Genomic DNA, 15,296 nt, shown 5'->3' with positions numbered 1-15,296 from the left:
ACCTTGTCAGGCATTCGGGCGTTTCAGCGGACTGGCCTTCACGTGCAGGCCACATTCCTTGGATTCCGGGTTTTCCCACCACCAGCGACCGGCACGGATGTCCTCGCCGACGGAAATCGGCCGGGTACAGGGCGCACAGCCGATGGACGGCACATGCTTGTCGTGCAGGCTGTTGTAGGGCACGTCGTTGGCGCGGATATATTCCCACACCTCTTTCTCGGTCCACTCGATCAGCGGGTTGAACTTCATCAGGCCGTTGTCGGCGTCGAACTCGCGATCGGTGAGATCCTGCCGCGTCGGCGACTGTTCGCGGCGCAGGCCGGTGATCCACGCCGACAGGCCGCCCAGCGCGCGTTTCAGCGGCTCGATCTTGCGGATATGGCAACAGGACTTGCGCAGCTCCACGCTCTGGTAGAAGGCATTGATACCATTGCTGTTGACGTAGGCTTCCAGCGCCGTCGCATCCGGATAGTAAACACGGATCGGATGGCCGGGATAGCGTTCGCCGACCTGCTGCATCAGGGTGTAGGTTTCCACCGGCAGGCGCCCGGTATCGAGGCTGAAAATGCCGATCGGCAGGTTGCGGCTGGCGATCAGGTGCATCAGCACCATGTCTTCCGCACCAAAGCTGTTGGCCAGCGCAACAGGCGCGTGGTCGCGGGCGATGGTATCGAGCAGGGCTTCGGTATGCGCTAGCTTGTCGGCAAGGCTCATCGTGGGGCCTCCATGGGCGTTCGGTCTGAAGTCTGCCATGGTAGCGAAAGCCTTTAAAGCCGAAAAGAATATTGTGTTAGTATTTAATTACTTTAGGTTTTAAGGAGCGCACGATGAAACTCCAGCAGTTACGCTATCTGGTCGAAGTCGCCAAGCAGGGCCTGAACGTGTCCGAGGCGGCCGAAAAGCTGCACACCTCGCAGCCGGGCATCTCCAAGCAGATCCGCCTGCTGGAAGACGAACTCGGCATCCAGGTGTTCATCCGCAACGGCAAGCGCGTGGTCGCGGTGTCGGAGCCGGGCAAGGAAGTGCTGCGCATCTCGGAGCGCATCCTGCGCGAGGCACAGAACCTCAAGCGTGTCGGCGACGAATTCTCCAAGGAAGCGGAAGGTGCGCTCACCATCGCTACCACCCACACCCAAGCCCGCTACGCGCTGCCCAAGGTGATCGCCGAATTCGTGCAGCGCTACCCGAAAGTGCGGCTGTCGATCAAGCAAGGCAGCCCGACGCAGATCTGCGACATGGTGGTGTCCGGCGAGGCCGACCTTGCCATCGCCACCGAAGGCATCTCGCTGTACAAGGAACTGGCGATGCTGCCCTGCTACGAGTGGAACCGCAGCATCGTGGCGCCGGACGGCCACCCGCTGCTGGCGCTGCAGCGGCCGCTAACGCTGGACGATATCGTCGCCCACCCGATCATCACCTACGATTTCGCCTTTGCCGGCCGCTCCAAGATCAACCAGGCCTTCACCAGCATCGGCAAGACGCCGAACGTGGTGCTGACCGCGATCGACACCGACGTGATCAAGACCTACGTCAAGCTTGGCCTCGGTATCGGCATCATCGCCAGCATGGCGTTCGAGGCCGAACGCGACATCGGGCTGCAGGCGCGCGACGCCAGCCACCTGTTCGACGCCTCGGTGACCAAGATCGGCCTGCGCAAGGATGCCTACCTGCGCGGCTACGCCTACACCTTCATCGAGCTGTTCGCGCCGCACCTGCACCGCAAGGAAGTGGACGCCGCGCTGCACCACGGCGACGACGAGGAATAAGCCGCCAGCGACAAAAGGTTGGCCGCAACGAAAAAGGCACCCTGAGGGTGCCTTTTTTGCTGGCCGCCGTGGCGGCGAGGCTAACGATTATTGCGTGTCGCGAATCAGCTTGGCGAGACGGGCGACGCCTTCCTCGATGCGATCCGGCGTGGCGTGGCTGAAGTTCAGTCGCAGGCGGCCGATGCCGTCGGCCTGGTTGGCGTAGAACGGCTCGCCGGGCATGAACGCCACGTTGTGCTCGCCCAGCGCCACCTTCAGCAGCTCGCGAGTGTCGCGCGTGGTTTTCAGCTTCAGCCAGAAGAACAGGCCACCCTGCGGCACCTGCCAGTCGGCCAGATCGGCAAAGTGCTTTTCCAGCGCGGCCTGCATCGCGTCGCGGCCAACCTTGTACTTGGCCTGCAGCCCGGCCAGATGTGCCGGGTAGTTGCCACTCTTCAGCCACTCGCTGATGAACCACTGCCCCAGACGGTTGGAGTGCAGATCGACCGCCTGCTTCAGCTTCAGCAGGTAAGGCATCAGGTCCGGCGAGGCGATCAGGTAGCCGATGCGCAGGCCCGGTGCCAGTGTCTTGGAGAAGGAGCCGCAGTAGATCCACGACGCCGACTTCAGGTGCGTCACCATGGGCGCCGGCGCGTCGCCGTCGTAGGACAGCGCGCGGTACGGGTCATCCTCGATCAGCACGGTGCCGGCGGCGTCGATGACCTCGGCCAGCGCCTGACGTGTCTCCACGCTGTAACAGGCGCCGGACGGGTTCTGGAAGGTCGGGATCAGGTAGGCAAGGCGTGCCTTGCTGCTGTCCAGTGCCGCGGCCAGCGTGGCCGCCGGCAGCTGGCCGTCTACTTGCTGCACGGTGGTGATGTCGGCACCGAACAGCTTGAATACCTGCAGCGCCGCGAGATAGGTCGGGCCTTCGGTGATCACCGGTGTGCCCGGATCGATGAACAGCTTGGCGGCGAGGTCCAGCGCCTGCTGCGAGCCGGACAGCACCAGCACCTGCGACGGGTCGCACTGCAGGCCGATACGGGCCGCTTCACGGGTGATCTGCTCGCGCAGTTCCGGTTCGCCTTCGCTGGTGCCGTACTGCGCCAGTGCTGGCGGTACGCCCTTGAAATCCAGTGCCGGCAGGCAATCCGCGGCCGGCAGGCCGCCGGCAAACGAGATCACTTCCGGGCGTTGTGCCGCAGCCAGGATCTCGCGGATCAGTGAACCGGACAGGCGTTCGACGCGCTCTGAAAACATGTTACTCTCCTCTGGAAGACAGGTTTTTATTAGTCAAATTGTTTGACCAACTTAACGCTTAATGACCTTTACGTCAACCATGATTTCCTTGCCAGATTCCTTTGTTTTGCGCGACGCCATGAAGGCGTTTTTTCATGCCTACCAGGCCTTTACCGACAAGCCGGACGAAATGCTGGCGCGGCGCGGCCTGGCGCGGGTGCATCACCGCATCCTGTTCTTCGTGGCACTGTATCCCGCGCTGTCGATCAAGGACCTGCTGGCCTGTCTCGATGTCACCAAACAGGCGATCAACATCCCGCTGCGGCAGCTGATCGAGATGGGGCTGATCGCCACCGACACCGCCAGCCACGACAAGCGGGTGAAGGAGCTGCGCCTGACCGAGGAAGGCCGCAAGCTGGAAGAGGCGCTGCACCGCGAACAGGCGCGCCTGCTGATGCAGGCGTTTGCCGAGGCCGGCCAGGACGCCACCGAAGGCTGGCTCAAGGTCAACCAGGCGATGAGCCTGCTCAGCAAGTCCGACATTCCGCGCAGCTAACTCGCCATGCGGCCAACGTTGGCCGCAACGGTGCCCTCCCCGATACTCAGGCTATGCGCTCGTAGCGCACCTCCAGAATCTCGATTTCCTCCTCGCCGTCCGGGCCACGGAAGAACACCGTGTCGCCCTCGCGCGCCTTGATCAGCGTGCGCGCAATCGGCGAAATCCAGCTGATGTGGCCGCGCGCCAGATCAATCTCGTCGACGCCGACGATGCGCAGCAACTGCTCTTTGCCGTCACCGCGCTGGATCAGCACCGTGGCCGAGAAGAACACCTGGTCGGTGGCCTCGCGCAGCTCCGGATCGACCACCTCGGCGATTTCCAGCCGCTTGGTAAGGAAACGGATGCGGCGGTCGATCTCGCGCAGGCGGCGCTTGCCGTACAGGTAGTCGCCGTTCTCCGAGCGGTCGCCGTTGCTGGCCGCCCAGTTCACCACCTGCGTCATGTGCGGACGCTCGTGCTTCACCAGCTGGTTCAGCTCCTCGCGCAGGCGGTACCAGCCGGCCGGCGTGATGTAGTTCTTGCTCGCGACCGGCAGCCGCTGTTCCGCCGGCAGCTCGTCGTCGTGCTCGTCGTCCTGCTCGCGGGTAAAGGCTTTGCTCATGATGGAGATCCCGGAATAAAAAACGCCCCCGGCCGGAGCAGGAGGCGTTGATGGTCGACAACAGGCTTACTTGGCCGCGTCGCCGCCGCGTACCTTGATCTGACCGGTGGAGGTCAGCCCGGCCCACTTCATCACCGCCGCCACTTCGGCTTCGTTCAGCTCGTAATACTGACCGCGCTTGAGGCGTGGTGGCAAGCCGATATTGCCGAAACGGACACGGATCAGGCGGCTGACGGTAATGCCGAAGTGCTCGAACATGCGGCGCACTTCGCGGTTACGGCCTTCGCGGATCACCACCTTGTACCAGCGGTTGGCACCCTCGTCGGCACCGCCCTGCTCGCTGATGCGCTGGAAGTGGGCGGTGCCGTCTTCCAGTTCGATGCCGGCGGTCATTTCCTTCATCTGCTCGCGGGTCAGCTCGCCCAGCACGCGCACCGCGTACTCACGGTCGAACTCGAAGCTCGGGTGCATCATGCGGTTGGCCAGCTCGCCACTGGTGGTCACCAGCAGCAGACCGGAAGTGTTGACGTCGAGACGGCCGATCGCCACCCAGCGGCTGGACTTGGCCTGCGGCAGGCGGTCGAACACGGTGACACGGCCACCCGGATCGTCACGCGACACGATCTCACCTTCCTGCTTGTGGTACATGATCACGCGCGGCAGGCGGTCGGCCCACTTCAGCTTGATCGGGTTGCCCTTGGCGGTCACGCGGTCCTGCGGACCGACCTTGTCGCCCAGCGCCGCCTTCTTGCCGTTGACGGTGATGAAACCGGCCTCGATCCACTCTTCCATCTCGCGACGCGAACCGACGCCGGAGGCGGCCAGCGCCTTCTGCAGCCGCACCGGCTCGATATTGCTGTAGTCGACGCGGGTTTCGCGCAGGCGGGCAGAACGCTCGGCGATTTCCTGCTTCGGCGCGCGCAGCGCCAGTTTCTTGGCGCGCGGTACCTTCACCGCCGGCGCCTCGCGGCGCGCCTTGCCGAATTCGTTGCTGCCACGGCCATCCGGCGACGGTGCGCCGCCCGGAACCGCGAAATTCTTGTTGCCGAACTGGCGCTCGTGCTTGAACGCGGCTTCGCCACGGCCGGCATTGCGGCGGTCATCCTGGTGGAAGGCCTGGCCATCGCGGCGGGTGGCCGGACGGGTATCCGGATCCAGCGGCTTGCCGTCACGACGGCTGGTAGCCGGTGCGCGGCGGCCATCGGGATTGGATGCGGTTGTGTCACGGCGGCTCTGCGCGGCCGGTGCCACGTTGCGGGCATCAGCCGGGTAAGTGCTACCGTCACGACGGGTTTTCATCACGGTTTTCGGCAGCGGCTTGCCGCTTGGTGCCGCAGCAGGCGTGCTGCGCGGGTTGAAGCTGGCCGGGGCCTTGGGCTGCAGCGGTTTGCCGCCGAAGGCCGGGCGATCGCTGGACGGGTTGCGGGATTGGCCGGATTCCTGGCCACGGACGCGGGCGACGGGTTGGCGCGCGTGATTGCGTTGTCCTTTAGACATCATGATTCCTGTTCAGTATTTTGGGGCGCCTCATCAGCGAGGGGCACTTCACCGTCCTCATCCACGTTCGCCGCAAGCTGCTCCGGCAACACCAGCGTGCCCAGCTCCGCCAGCGGCGGCAGGTCACGCAGGGTGTTGAAACCCAGATCATCGAGAAACTTGTGGGTGCTGGCGTACAGCCCAGGACGGCCGGGCACGTCTTTATGCCCGATCACTTCGATCCAGCCCCGCTCCAGCAGGGTCTGCATCACACTGGTCGACACCGACACGCCGCGGATGGATTCGATATCCCCGCGGGTGACCGGCTGTTTATAGGCAATGATGGCCAGTGTTTCCATCACGGCACGCGAATAACGCGGCGGTTTTTCCGGCGTCAGTCGCGCAAGGTAGGGGGTGAACTCGGCGCGCGCCCGAAAGCGCCAGCCGGAGGCGAGCTTGACCAGCTCCACGCCCCTGCCCTTCCAGTTCTGCCGGATCTCGTCGAGGATGTCATTGATCAGCGCCGCCTTCACCTCTTCGGTGAACAGCTTTTTCAGCTGGCCGACGGTGAGCGGCTCCTGCGCCGTCAACAGCGCGGTTTCCAGCACGATCTTGAGATAATTAAGGTCGGTAATGGTCGACATGACAGCCCCGGAACAACGGGCACAACAGAACGGAAGGTGCGGATTTTACACGATTTTTTGCCAAACCGCGCATTTATTCACGAGCGCGGCGCCAGCATGATCACCGCCATGCCGGCCAGACACAGCCCGACACCGGCCACATCCCACAAGCTTGGCCGCACGCCATCCACCGCCCACAGCCACACCAGCGCCACGCTGACATACACCCCGCCGTAGGCGGCGTAGATACGCCCCGACGCGTCCGGATGCAGCGTCAGCAACCAGGCGAACAGCGCGAGACTGACCGCCGCCGGCAGCAGCAGCCACGGCGAGCCACCTTTTTTCAGCCACAGCCACGGCAGATAGCAGCCGACGATCTCGGCCAGCGCCGTCAGCACGAACAGGCCGAAAGTGTGCATGGGGTTTCCTTTACTGATGGGGTGTTTATTTCGGGTGCGATGGCCGGCATGGCGCTGGGGCTTGCGGCCAACCTTGCTTGCCGGCGAACGTCGCTTGCGGGGGCTGGCATGATGCCACAGCGTATGGGTGGATGGCGTGTCGGGCTGCTCGAATGCCAAAAGGTTGGCCGCAAGGCTTGATGCCAGACAAACCAGCCGGTCAAATTATTTTGCCCATATGGCATTTGCCAGTACCATCGTCTGCACACTAGGCATGTGGATGGTACGGTCAGGTGGTAGCCCCCTTTGCACTTGAGGGGGAGGCTACGCCCTACCGTCTTAATAAAGCGGGGAAATCCGCATGATGATGCGCCATTAGACGAACTTGGCGTGTGTACATTTCACCCTTCGTACTCATATTTTCCTGAAGATAATATATGGCCCTCAGATCAAATCTTGTAAATCTAGATGCAATGATAAAAAGAGAGGATTTTGCAACTTCAGATGCAGAACCATCGTCTTTTGAGAATGTATCGACAATATCACTTAGAGACTTCACGAAGGGAGGTTTGATTGGGCCAAGTCTACGAAAGCCAGATTTCCAAAGGGAAACAAATCACTGGTCTCCCGAACAAGTTGTTTCCCTGCTGGAGTGCTTCGTAAACGGCGACCTAATTCCATCGGTGATTCTATGGCAATCACCCACTTACCTTTTCGTAATTGATGGCGGCCACCGTCTAAGTGCTCTAAAAGCATGGATAGATGATGACTATGGTGACGGCCCAACCTCACAGCCCTTCTTCGGTTACCAAATTTCTGACGAGCAAAAGAGAAATGCTGAAAAAGTACGTACCTTAGTCAACAAAAGAATAGGTAGTTGGCAGCACTATCTCGCGAAAACAGAAGATGAGAATTTAGACCCAAACGAACGCAAAAAAATCAATGCACTTATTACCCGTGGACTACCCATTCAATGGGTAAAAGGTGACGCTGACAAAGCAGAAAGCTCATTCTTCAAAATAAACACAAAAGGAACGCCCCTAGATGACATCGAAGAATTGTTACTCAAAAGCAGAAAGAAGCCAATTTCTATTGCTGCCCGTGCGATAATTAGAGCAGGAAAAGGACATAGATATTGGTCTTCATTTGAGAAAAATGTCGCATCTCAAATTGAAGAGTACGCAAAGGCACTTCATTCAGTTTTATTCGACCCAGAAATAAAACGACCAATCAAGACCCTAGATCTTCCGCTTGGTGGACCTAAAGGTGTGAGAACTGCTCTCCAAGCTTTGATCGATTTAGCCCTAATTGCCACTAGGAACCAACAAGGCATTCCAAAAGGCATATATGATACCGACGACGATACCGATGGTACAGAAACAATCGCCGTATTGAGAAAAACATTAGCCCTCGTTAAAAGAGTAACAGGCAATGATAACGGAAGCTTAGGCCTCCATCCCGCCGTATATTTTTATGGCCCTACTGGACGTCACTCAGGTCCTATGTTCATGGGAACAATGACTCTTATCGGGCGTAAACTAGCCAATAACGACCCAACGTTTTTTCAGAAATTTACAGAAATTCGATCAAAACTTGAAGAAATTCTTGCAAACAAAAAGGATTTAGTTGCAACAATTTTACAAAAACATGTAAGCCCCAAAAGGGTTGACAAACACGCTGACTTCCTGGACAAGCTCATCAAAAATCTTAGCGATGGAAAAACCCCATCTGATTTAGAGCTTGTCGCGATATCAGGGCTAGAAGGAAAAATTATTGTCGGAAGCAGTTTTGATTCATCAAAGAATTTTTCTGACGATGTGAAAAGTGAGGCATTCATCAATACAGCACTCAGCTCAGCGATTAAGTGTCCAATTTGCAATGGTTATTTAGATACCGAGAAATCAGTTTCTTACGACCATATTGTGCGTGCACGTGAAGGTGGTCTTGGCCATGCCACAAATTGCCACCTAACACACCCATACTGTAACCAGTCAGTGAAAAACTAATACATAACGTGGCGCCCAGCCTCGCTTCTTTCGGCTGCTGGGCGCTGCGCGATAATGCCGCACAGCTTGGGTGAGCTTTACGTTAGTCAATCACCGACAGTATCGTCCCCCACATCCCCTACACCAACGCCAACCGCACATAGATAGGCTGGTACGGCTCGTCCTGGCTGACCCTGACCATGCCCTCCTTCACCAGCTCCAGCACGGCGATGAAGTTGACCACCAGGTGGGCGACACCCTTGCCGATGTCGAACAGCTCCTCGAACGCCACATAATCGCGGCCGTCGAGGTAGCGCACGATCCAGCTCATCTGCTCGCGCACCGACAGCTCGTCCTGCTTCACCTTGTGGTGGCGGTTGTGTTTGGCGCGCGACAGGATGGACAACCACGCCTGGCGCAGGTCCAGTGCGCTGACTTCCGGCAGCCGCTGCTCGGCCGACTGTTCCACCAGCACCGCCAGCCAGGCGAAGTCGCGGTCGGCCTGCGGCAGCTTGTCCAGCGCCAGCGCCGCCAGCTTCATCTGTTCGTACTCCAGCAGCCGGCGCACCAGCTCGGCGCGCGGGTCGTCCGGATCGTCCTCGCCTTCCACCGGCGGCCGCGGCAACAGCAGCCGCGACTTGATCTCGATCAGCAGCGCCGCCATCAGCAGGTATTCCGCCGCCAGCTCGAACTGGCCGGCCTTCATCACCTCGACATAGCCCATGTACTGCGCGGTGACGTCGGCCATCGGGATGTTGAGCACGTCGAGGTTCTGCTTGCGGATCAGATACAGCAGCAGGTCAAGCGGGCCTTCGAAGCTGTCCAGGATCACCTGCAGCGCGTCGGGCGGGATGAACAGGTCCTGCGGGATTTCCAGTACCGGCTGGCCGAACACGTGCGCAATCGGCAGGGCCGGCGGCAGTTCGGGCGCGGAAAGCTGGAAGTCGGCAAGCGGTTCGGTCATGGTCGGGGGAAACGGGTGGGCGGCAAGGGGGGCATTGTACGGCCAGCGGCGTGCGAGCGGAACAAGGTTGGCCGCAACGGTTCAGAACCGGTTCAATGTCTGCTGCGACTGATCTCAATGGGGCGATACGGAGTTGAAAACGGCTTCGGCATGCTTGTTTATATCCAGCTCAACGCCGCTTCCTCAGCCATTTTCGCCTTGTCTCGCGTGAGCGCGCGAGACTTTGAACAGGTTCTCAGGCCGGAGCCTGCCACACCAGTTCGAGGAAATCGGCGCCGGCGTGCTCGATGCGGTAGCCGAGCGCGGCATAGAAGGCGCGCACGCGGCGGTCGCGGCGCAGGCAGCTCAGCCGCACCTGCTCGCCGGGGTGGCACAGTGCCTGCACCAGTCGCATCGCACGCCGGCCGCAACCGCTGCGCTGCTGCGCCGGCGGCACCACCAGCAGGTCCACGATCAGGCCGGCATCGTCACGGCGCAGGCTGAGCAGCGCGCGGTTGGCGCCGCCTTCCTGGAACCAGAACAGCGACGCCGCCTGATGGCTGGCGGCGAAGCGCTGCCGTTGCAGCGCCTCGTCCCAGCGTGCGATGCGGCGCAGCCCGGCCATCATCGCGTCGCGGTACAGCGCGTAGGCGGCCTGCTGCTCGCCGGCCAGCAAGGGCTGCAGCGCGCCGCCGTGAGTCACTGCGCGGCGGCCTGCATGTGCTGTTCCGCTTCCATGCGCATCTTCTTGCGGATTTCCGCCTCGCGGAAGCGCTTCTTGTGGGTATCGCTGTCCAGCGACAGCGCCGGCACCGGCATCGCCTTGCCGTTGTCGAACGCCACCATGGTGAAGTAGCAGCTGTTGGTGTGGCGCACGCTGCGCTTCTGGATGTCCTCGGCGATCACCTTGATGCCGACCTCCATCGAGGTGCGGCCAACGTGGTTGACGCTGGCGAGGAAGGTCACCATCTCGCCGACGTGGATAGGCTGCTTGAACAGCACCTGGTCGACCGACAGCGTGACCACGTAGCAGCCGGCGTAGCGGCTGGCACAGGCGTAGGCGACCTGGTCCAGCAGTTTCAGCAGCACGCCGCCGTGCACGTTGCCGGAAAAATTGGCCATATCCGGCGTCATCAGCACCGACATGGTGAGTTCGCGCTGGTTTACAGTGTGTTCAAGCATTGCTTCCTATCCTTTATGCATTTTTGTGGCACGGCAGCGTACAATCGTTGCCCGCCCTCTTGTTTGTGCTGTCGCCATCATGTCATCCCTGTCCCGATTGTTCCAGTACGCGCGGCGATATCGCCGCGACGTCTACCTGGCCAGCAGTTTTTCCGTGGTCAACAAGTTCTTCGACATCCTGCCCGAGGTGCTGATCGGCGTAGCGGTGGACGTGGTGGTCAACCGCGACGCGTCGTTCCTGGCGGCGCTGGGGGTGACCGATGCCTTCACCCAGCTGCTGTGGCTGGGCCTGCTAACGGTGCTGATCTGGGGCGGCGAATCGCTGTTCGAGTACCTGTACCAGCTGCGCTGGCGCAATCTGGCGCAGAACCTGCAGCACGACCTGCGGCTGGATGCCTACCAGCACGTGCAGAAGCTGCCGCTGTCCTACTTCGAGGACAAGAGCACCGGCAAGCTGATGTCGGTGCTCAACGACGACATCAACCAGCTGGAACGCTTCCTCAACGGCGGCGCCAACAGCATCATCCAGGTGCTGTGCTCGACGGTGATGGTCAGCGCGGTGTTCTTCTATCTGGCGCCGACGCTGGCGGTGATCGCGCTGGCGCCGATCCCGCTGATCCTGTACGGCACCTTCTGGTTCCAGAAGCGCATCGCGCCGCGCTACGCCGCGGTGCGCGAGGCGGCGGCGGTGATCAGCGGCCGTCTCAACAACAACCTGCTCGGCGTCGCCACCATCAAGGCGTTTACCGCCGAGGCGTTCGAGGCGGCGCACATCCGCGACGCCAGCGAGCACTACCGCGCCACCAACGCCGCCGCCATCCGCCTGTCGTCGGCCATCATCCCGGTGATCCGCATGGCGATCCTGTCCGGCTTCGTGGTGACGCTGGTGTACGGCGGCCACCTGGCGCTCACCGGCGCCATCGGCGTCGGCAGCTATTCGGTGCTGGTCTTCCTGACCCAGCGCCTGCTATGGCCGCTGACCGGCCTCGCCGACATCGCCGACCTGTACCAGCGCTCGATGACCGCCATCGACCGCGTGCTGGACATCCTGCAGGCGCCGCTGTCCATCGACTACCACGGCCGTGCGCTGCCGCACGACAGCGTCAGCGGCCAGCTCAGCTTCAGCCACCTGTCGTTCGGCTATGGTGATCTCACCGTGCTGCACGACATCTCGCTGACCATCCCGCCGGGGCGCACGGTGGCCTTTGTCGGCGCCACCGGCTCCGGCAAGAGCACGCTGGTCAAGCTGCTGCTGCGCTTCTACGACGCGCAGCACGGCGAGATCCGCCTCGACGGCCAGGACATCCGCCAGCTGGCGCTGACCGACCTGCGCCGCGCCATCGGCTACGTCAGCCAGGACGTGTTCCTCACCGACGGCAGCGTGGCGGACAACATCTCCTACGGCATGCCCGAAGTTGGCCGCGACGCCATCGTCGCCGCCGCGCGCGCCGCCGAGGCGCACGAGTTCATCGCGCGCCTGCCCCAGGGCTACGACACCCCGATCGGCGAACGCGGCCAGAAGCTGTCCGGCGGCCAGCGCCAGCGGCTGGCGCTGGCGCGCGCGATCCTGAAAGACCCAAAGATCCTGATCCTCGACGAGGCCACCAGCGCGGTGGACAACGAGACCGAAGCCGCCATCCAGCGCTCGCTGGACGTGGTGTCGCGCGGCCGCACCACGGTGGTGATCGCGCATCGCCTGTCCACCGTGCGCCACGCGCACTGCATCCACGTGATGGAGCACGGCCGCCTGATCGAATCCGGCACCCACGACACGCTGCTGGCGCAGGATGGCAGCTACGCCGCGCTGTGGCGGCTGCAGACCGGCGAGCGCAGCGCCGACAAGGTTGCGTAAGCCGCCGTGCACGGCAAGCCATTGATCCGGCAGCCATTTCCATGACAACAGCCCGGCATGTCGCCGGGCTGTTTTCTATACTGCAAGCCGGTATCCGTCTGGCGGGCAGCGCTCATGGACATCTCCGGCTCCGGCACCCCTTACGCGGCAAGCAGCCTCTCCCGCCACGCGGCGGGTTGCCCGTGCCCGGCCTGCCAGCGCCAGACTGCGACCGTTGCGGCCAACGTTGGCCGCAACCGCGCCGGCGAGTCCTTAAGCCGCGCCGAACAGCAGCAGCTCAGCCGGCTGCAACAGCGCGACGACGAGGTCCGCCGCCACGAGCAGGCGCATCTGGCCGCCAGCGGCGGGCTGGCGCGCGGCGGCGCCAGCTACCAGTACCAGACCGGGCCGGACGGCCAGCGCTACGCCGTCGCTGGCGAAGTCAGCATCGAGGTCAGCCCCGGGCGCACCCCGCAGCAGACGCTGGACAAGGCGCGCACCATCCGCAACGCGGCACTGGCACCGGCGCAGCCGTCGGCACAGGATCTCGCCGTCGCACAGCAGGCCGCCCGCATGGCGCAGCAGGCCGAGCAGCAACTGCGGGCAAGCGATGCCGCCAGCAGTGGCAGTGTGCAACAGGCCCGGCTGCAACGCGCCTACCGTGCCGACGAGCCACTGCCCAGCGGGCTGCTGCTCAGCACCAGCGCCTGACGCGGCGGCAATAGGCGGCATAGTCCTCGCCAAAGCGGGTTGCCAGCGCCCGCTCCTCCGGCGCGATCTGGAAACGGTTCAGCCACAGCACGAACAGCAGCGGCCCCAGCAGCGCCGGCCACTGCTGCAGCCACCACGCCCAGGCCAGCAACAGGCACAGCATGCCCAGATACATCGGATTGCGGCTGACACGATAGAAACCGCTGACCACCAGCGCCGAGCTGTTTTGCGGCGTTAGCGGATTGACGGTGGTGTGCTGGCGCACGAAAGCCAGCACCGCGCTGCCTTCCAGCAGCACGGCCAGCGCCAGCAACAGCCAGAGCGGCCACGACACCGCCGCCGCCGGCGGCCAGCCACCACGCCACCACGTCAGCGCCGCCATCAGCGCGGCACACGCAAGCCCCACCAGCGGCGGCGGGATACGGCACTCCAGCCAGCGCATCATGTTGTCTCCTTTCCCTGTTCATCGCCCAGCCGCGCCCGCGCCAGGCGCAGGCCGTTGCCGATCACCAGCAGGCTGGCGCCGACATCGGCGAACACCGCCATCCACAGCGTGGCGACCCCGGCCAGCGCCAGCACGAAGAACAGCAGCTTGATAGCCAGCGCGATCACGATATTGGCGCGCAGCACCGCCATGCTGCGCCGCGCGTGGGCAAACAGCAGCGGCAGCTTGTCGAGGCGGTCGTCCATCAGCGCCACCTGCGCCGTCTCCAGCGCAGTGTCGGAACCGGCCGCGCCCATCGCGATGCCGAGATCCGCCTGCGCCAGCGCCGGCGCATCGTTGACGCCATCGCCGACCATCGCCACCGCGTCCTCGCGCTGCGCTGCGGCCAAGCTTTGCAGCTTGTCATCCGGCAACAGGCCGCCGTGCGCCTCGTCCAGCTTCAACTCGGCAGCGACGCGGCGCACCACCGCCGGCTGGTCGCCGGACAGCATCAGCACGCGCAGCCCCTGCGCCTGCAGCGCAGCAATGGTGGGTTCTGCCTGCGGCCGCAGCGTGTCGTTGACGTGCAGCAGCGCCAGCAGCGCACCATCGGCCAGCAACAGCAGATAGCCCTCGCCCTGTGCTTCCAGCGGCGCCAGCAGCGCGTCCAGTTGCGCCGCCGCCACGCCCTGCGCCAGCGCCAGCCGGCGATTGCCCAGTGCCAGTTGCCGGCCGCCGGCACGGCCCAGCATGCCCTGCCCCGGCAGTTCCGTCACCGCGCCGTGCAGCGCGGCGGCATCAACGTTGGCCGCAGTCGCACGCCGGCACACCGCGCGCGCCAGCGGATGGGTGGAGTGCTGCTCCAGTGCCGCCGCCAGCGCCAGCACCGTCGCCTCGTCGTGGCCGTCGGCCAGCGGCTCGACACGCGTCACCGCCACCGTGCCGCTGGTGAGGGTGCCGGTCTTGTCCAGTGCCACGGTGCGGATGCGCGCGGCGGCTTCCAGCGCGGCGCCGCCCTTGATCAGCATGCCGTGGCGCGCGGCGGCGGCCAGTGCCGACACCAGCGTCACCGGGGTGGCGATCACCAGCGCGCAGGGGCAGGCGATCACCAGCAGCACCAGCGCCTTGTACAGCGCCGCCTGCCAGCCCAGCAGCCCCAGCATCGGCAGCGCCACCGCCAGCAGCACGGCCAGCGCCACCACCAGCGGCGTGTAGCGCGCGGCAAAGCGGTCGATAAAGCGCTGCGTCGGCGCCTTGCCGGCCTGCGCCTCGCGCACGCTGCGGATGATGCGCGCCAGCACGCTGCCGTCGGCCGGCGCGGTGACGCGCAGCTGCACCAGCGCGCCGCCGTTGATGGCGCCGGCAAACACCGCGTCGCCCGGCCCCTTGTCCAGCGGCAGGCTCTCGCCGGTGATCGGCGCCTCGTTGAACTGACTGTGGCCGGCGCTGATCTCGCCGTCCAGCGGCACCCGCTCGCCGGGGCGCACGCGCACGATGCGGCCAACCTTGACCGCCGCCACCGGCACTTCCTGCCAGCTGTCACCGTGCTCAACCCAGGCGGTTTCCGGCCGCAGCGCCA

Annotated in this window: 16 protein-coding genes; 5 read left to right on the top strand and 11 right to left on the bottom strand. The window is 63.4% G+C overall.

The genetic code is table 11. The features are described from left to right. Positions 1–6: 6 nt before the first annotated feature. On the bottom strand, positions 7–714 hold the full coding sequence (locus tag ACG97_RS10550) for a phosphoadenylyl-sulfate reductase (protein WP_047967322.1): 708 nt from the start codon (positions 712–714) through the stop codon (positions 7–9). Positions 715–827: 113 nt separating this feature from the next. Between ACG97_RS10550 and cysB the strand changes: the two genes are divergently transcribed. Next, positions 828–1,766, top strand: coding sequence for an HTH-type transcriptional regulator CysB (cysB, locus tag ACG97_RS10545; RefSeq protein WP_047967321.1), 939 nt, complete (start codon positions 828–830; stop codon positions 1,764–1,766). Positions 1,767–1,853: 87 nt separating this feature from the next. On the opposite strand, the gene ACG97_RS10540 is transcribed toward cysB, so the two are convergent. Continuing rightward, entirely contained in the window at positions 1,854–3,005 is a 1,152-nt protein-coding gene (locus tag ACG97_RS10540; protein ID WP_047967320.1) for a PLP-dependent aminotransferase family protein, read from the bottom strand. A 61-nt stretch (positions 3,006–3,066) separates the two neighbouring features. Between ACG97_RS10540 and ACG97_RS10535 the strand changes: the two genes are divergently transcribed. Further along, on the top strand, positions 3,067–3,540 hold the full coding sequence (locus ACG97_RS10535) for a MarR family winged helix-turn-helix transcriptional regulator (RefSeq protein WP_238377314.1): 474 nt from the start codon (positions 3,067–3,069) through the stop codon (positions 3,538–3,540). Between the two features lie 46 nt (positions 3,541–3,586). Here ACG97_RS10535 and greB read toward each other — a convergent pair whose 3' ends face one another. The 4 genes from greB to ACG97_RS10515 all read right to left on the bottom strand — a co-directional run bounded on the left by greB (position 3,587) and on the right by ACG97_RS10515 (position 6,662). Continuing rightward, positions 3,587–4,144: a transcription elongation factor GreB gene (gene greB, locus ACG97_RS10530; protein ID WP_047967319.1), complete on the bottom strand. Its 558-nt coding sequence runs from the start codon at positions 4,142–4,144 to the stop codon at positions 3,587–3,589. Between the two features lie 66 nt (positions 4,145–4,210). Next, positions 4,211–5,443, bottom strand: coding sequence for a pseudouridine synthase (locus ACG97_RS17850; protein WP_369793040.1), 1,233 nt, complete (start codon positions 5,441–5,443; stop codon positions 4,211–4,213). A 197-nt stretch (positions 5,444–5,640) separates the two neighbouring features. Then, positions 5,641–6,264 (bottom strand): SMC-Scp complex subunit ScpB, encoded by a 624-nt coding sequence (gene scpB, locus ACG97_RS10520; RefSeq protein ID WP_047967318.1) that lies wholly within the window; start codon positions 6,262–6,264, stop codon positions 5,641–5,643. A gap of 77 nt (positions 6,265–6,341) precedes the next feature. Further along, positions 6,342–6,662, bottom strand: coding sequence for a YnfA family protein (locus tag ACG97_RS10515; RefSeq protein WP_047967317.1), 321 nt, complete (start codon positions 6,660–6,662; stop codon positions 6,342–6,344). Between the two features lie 416 nt (positions 6,663–7,078). Here ACG97_RS10515 and ACG97_RS17270 point away from each other — a divergent pair, with 416 nt between their 5' ends. Beyond that, complete coding sequence (locus ACG97_RS17270; protein WP_082133726.1) at positions 7,079–8,647, top strand: DUF262 domain-containing protein; 1,569 nt, start codon at positions 7,079–7,081, stop codon at positions 8,645–8,647. Positions 8,648–8,765: 118 nt separating this feature from the next. Here the strand turns inward: ACG97_RS17270 and ACG97_RS10510 are convergent, their stop codons facing one another. The 3 genes from ACG97_RS10510 to ACG97_RS10500 all read right to left on the bottom strand — a co-directional run bounded on the left by ACG97_RS10510 (position 8,766) and on the right by ACG97_RS10500 (position 10,751). Next, the gene (locus tag ACG97_RS10510) at positions 8,766–9,590 is read right to left on the bottom strand and encodes a ScpA family protein (protein ID WP_082133725.1); all 825 of its coding nucleotides are present in this window, start codon (positions 9,588–9,590) and stop codon (positions 8,766–8,768) included. Positions 9,591–9,825: 235 nt separating this feature from the next. After that, positions 9,826–10,272: a GNAT family N-acetyltransferase gene (locus ACG97_RS10505; RefSeq protein WP_047967316.1), complete on the bottom strand. Its 447-nt coding sequence runs from the start codon at positions 10,270–10,272 to the stop codon at positions 9,826–9,828. Next, the gene (locus ACG97_RS10500) at positions 10,269–10,751 is read right to left on the bottom strand and encodes an acyl-CoA thioesterase (protein WP_047967315.1); all 483 of its coding nucleotides are present in this window, start codon (positions 10,749–10,751) and stop codon (positions 10,269–10,271) included. Before ACG97_RS10500 ends, ACG97_RS10505 begins: the two co-directional genes overlap by 4 nt. A 79-nt stretch (positions 10,752–10,830) precedes the next feature. On the opposite strand from ACG97_RS10500, the gene ACG97_RS10495 reads away from it, so the two are divergent. Further along, a complete protein-coding gene (locus ACG97_RS10495) occupies positions 10,831–12,603 on the top strand; it encodes an ABC transporter ATP-binding protein (RefSeq protein WP_047967314.1) in 1,773 nt (590 codons plus the stop codon). A gap of 114 nt (positions 12,604–12,717) precedes the next feature. Beyond that, positions 12,718–13,293: a putative metalloprotease CJM1_0395 family protein gene (locus tag ACG97_RS10490; RefSeq protein ID WP_053068141.1), complete on the top strand. Its 576-nt coding sequence runs from the start codon at positions 12,718–12,720 to the stop codon at positions 13,291–13,293. Here the strand turns inward: ACG97_RS10490 and ACG97_RS10485 are convergent. Next, entirely contained in the window at positions 13,277–13,738 is a 462-nt protein-coding gene (locus ACG97_RS10485; protein ID WP_047967313.1) for an isoprenylcysteine carboxylmethyltransferase family protein, read from the bottom strand. The two genes, ACG97_RS10490 and ACG97_RS10485, sit on opposite strands and share 17 nt — an antisense overlap. Further along, positions 13,735–15,296: heavy metal translocating P-type ATPase (locus tag ACG97_RS10480; RefSeq protein WP_047967312.1), on the bottom strand; the 1,562-nt coding region annotated here is incomplete at its 5' end. The genes ACG97_RS10485 and ACG97_RS10480, both read right to left, overlap by 4 nt.

Origin of the sequence: Vogesella sp. EB, from assembly GCF_001037925.1 — a bacterium.
In the GTDB taxonomy this organism is placed as follows: Bacteria; Pseudomonadota; Gammaproteobacteria; order Burkholderiales; family Chromobacteriaceae; genus Vogesella; species Vogesella indigofera.
The sequence above is the reverse complement of the archived record's forward strand: the minus strand, read 5'-3'. Positions and strand labels throughout refer to the sequence as shown.

Bases quoted from the DNA above. Each gene is read 5' to 3' on its own strand.
- ACG97_RS10500 (WP_047967315.1), bottom strand. From the start codon at position 10,751: ATGCTTGAACACACTGTAAACCAGCGCGAACTCACCATGTCGGTGCTG.
- ACG97_RS10535 (WP_238377314.1), top strand. From the start codon at position 3,067: ATGACCTTTACGTCAACCATGATTTCCTTGCCAGATTCCTTTGTTTTG.
- scpB (WP_047967318.1), bottom strand. From the start codon at position 6,264: ATGTCGACCATTACCGACCTTAATTATCTCAAGATCGTGCTGGAAACC.
- ACG97_RS10485 (WP_047967313.1), bottom strand. From the start codon at position 13,738: ATGATGCGCTGGCTGGAGTGCCGTATCCCGCCGCCGCTGGTGGGGCTT.
- ACG97_RS10510 (WP_082133725.1), bottom strand. From the start codon at position 9,590: ATGACCGAACCGCTTGCCGACTTCCAGCTTTCCGCGCCCGAACTGCCG.
- ACG97_RS17270 (WP_082133726.1), top strand. From the start codon at position 7,079: ATGGCCCTCAGATCAAATCTTGTAAATCTAGATGCAATGATAAAAAGA.
- ACG97_RS10540 (WP_047967320.1), bottom strand. From the start codon at position 3,005: ATGTTTTCAGAGCGCGTCGAACGCCTGTCCGGTTCACTGATCCGCGAG.
- ACG97_RS10495 (WP_047967314.1), top strand. From the start codon at position 10,831: ATGTCATCCCTGTCCCGATTGTTCCAGTACGCGCGGCGATATCGCCGC.
- ACG97_RS10490 (WP_053068141.1), top strand. From the start codon at position 12,718: ATGGACATCTCCGGCTCCGGCACCCCTTACGCGGCAAGCAGCCTCTCC.
- ACG97_RS10550 (WP_047967322.1), bottom strand. From the start codon at position 714: ATGAGCCTTGCCGACAAGCTAGCGCATACCGAAGCCCTGCTCGATACC.
- ACG97_RS17850 (WP_369793040.1), bottom strand. From the start codon at position 5,443: ATGAAAACCCGTCGTGACGGTAGCACTTACCCGGCTGATGCCCGCAAC.
- cysB (WP_047967321.1), top strand. From the start codon at position 828: ATGAAACTCCAGCAGTTACGCTATCTGGTCGAAGTCGCCAAGCAGGGC.
- ACG97_RS10515 (WP_047967317.1), bottom strand. From the start codon at position 6,662: ATGCACACTTTCGGCCTGTTCGTGCTGACGGCGCTGGCCGAGATCGTC.
- greB (WP_047967319.1), bottom strand. From the start codon at position 4,144: ATGAGCAAAGCCTTTACCCGCGAGCAGGACGACGAGCACGACGACGAG.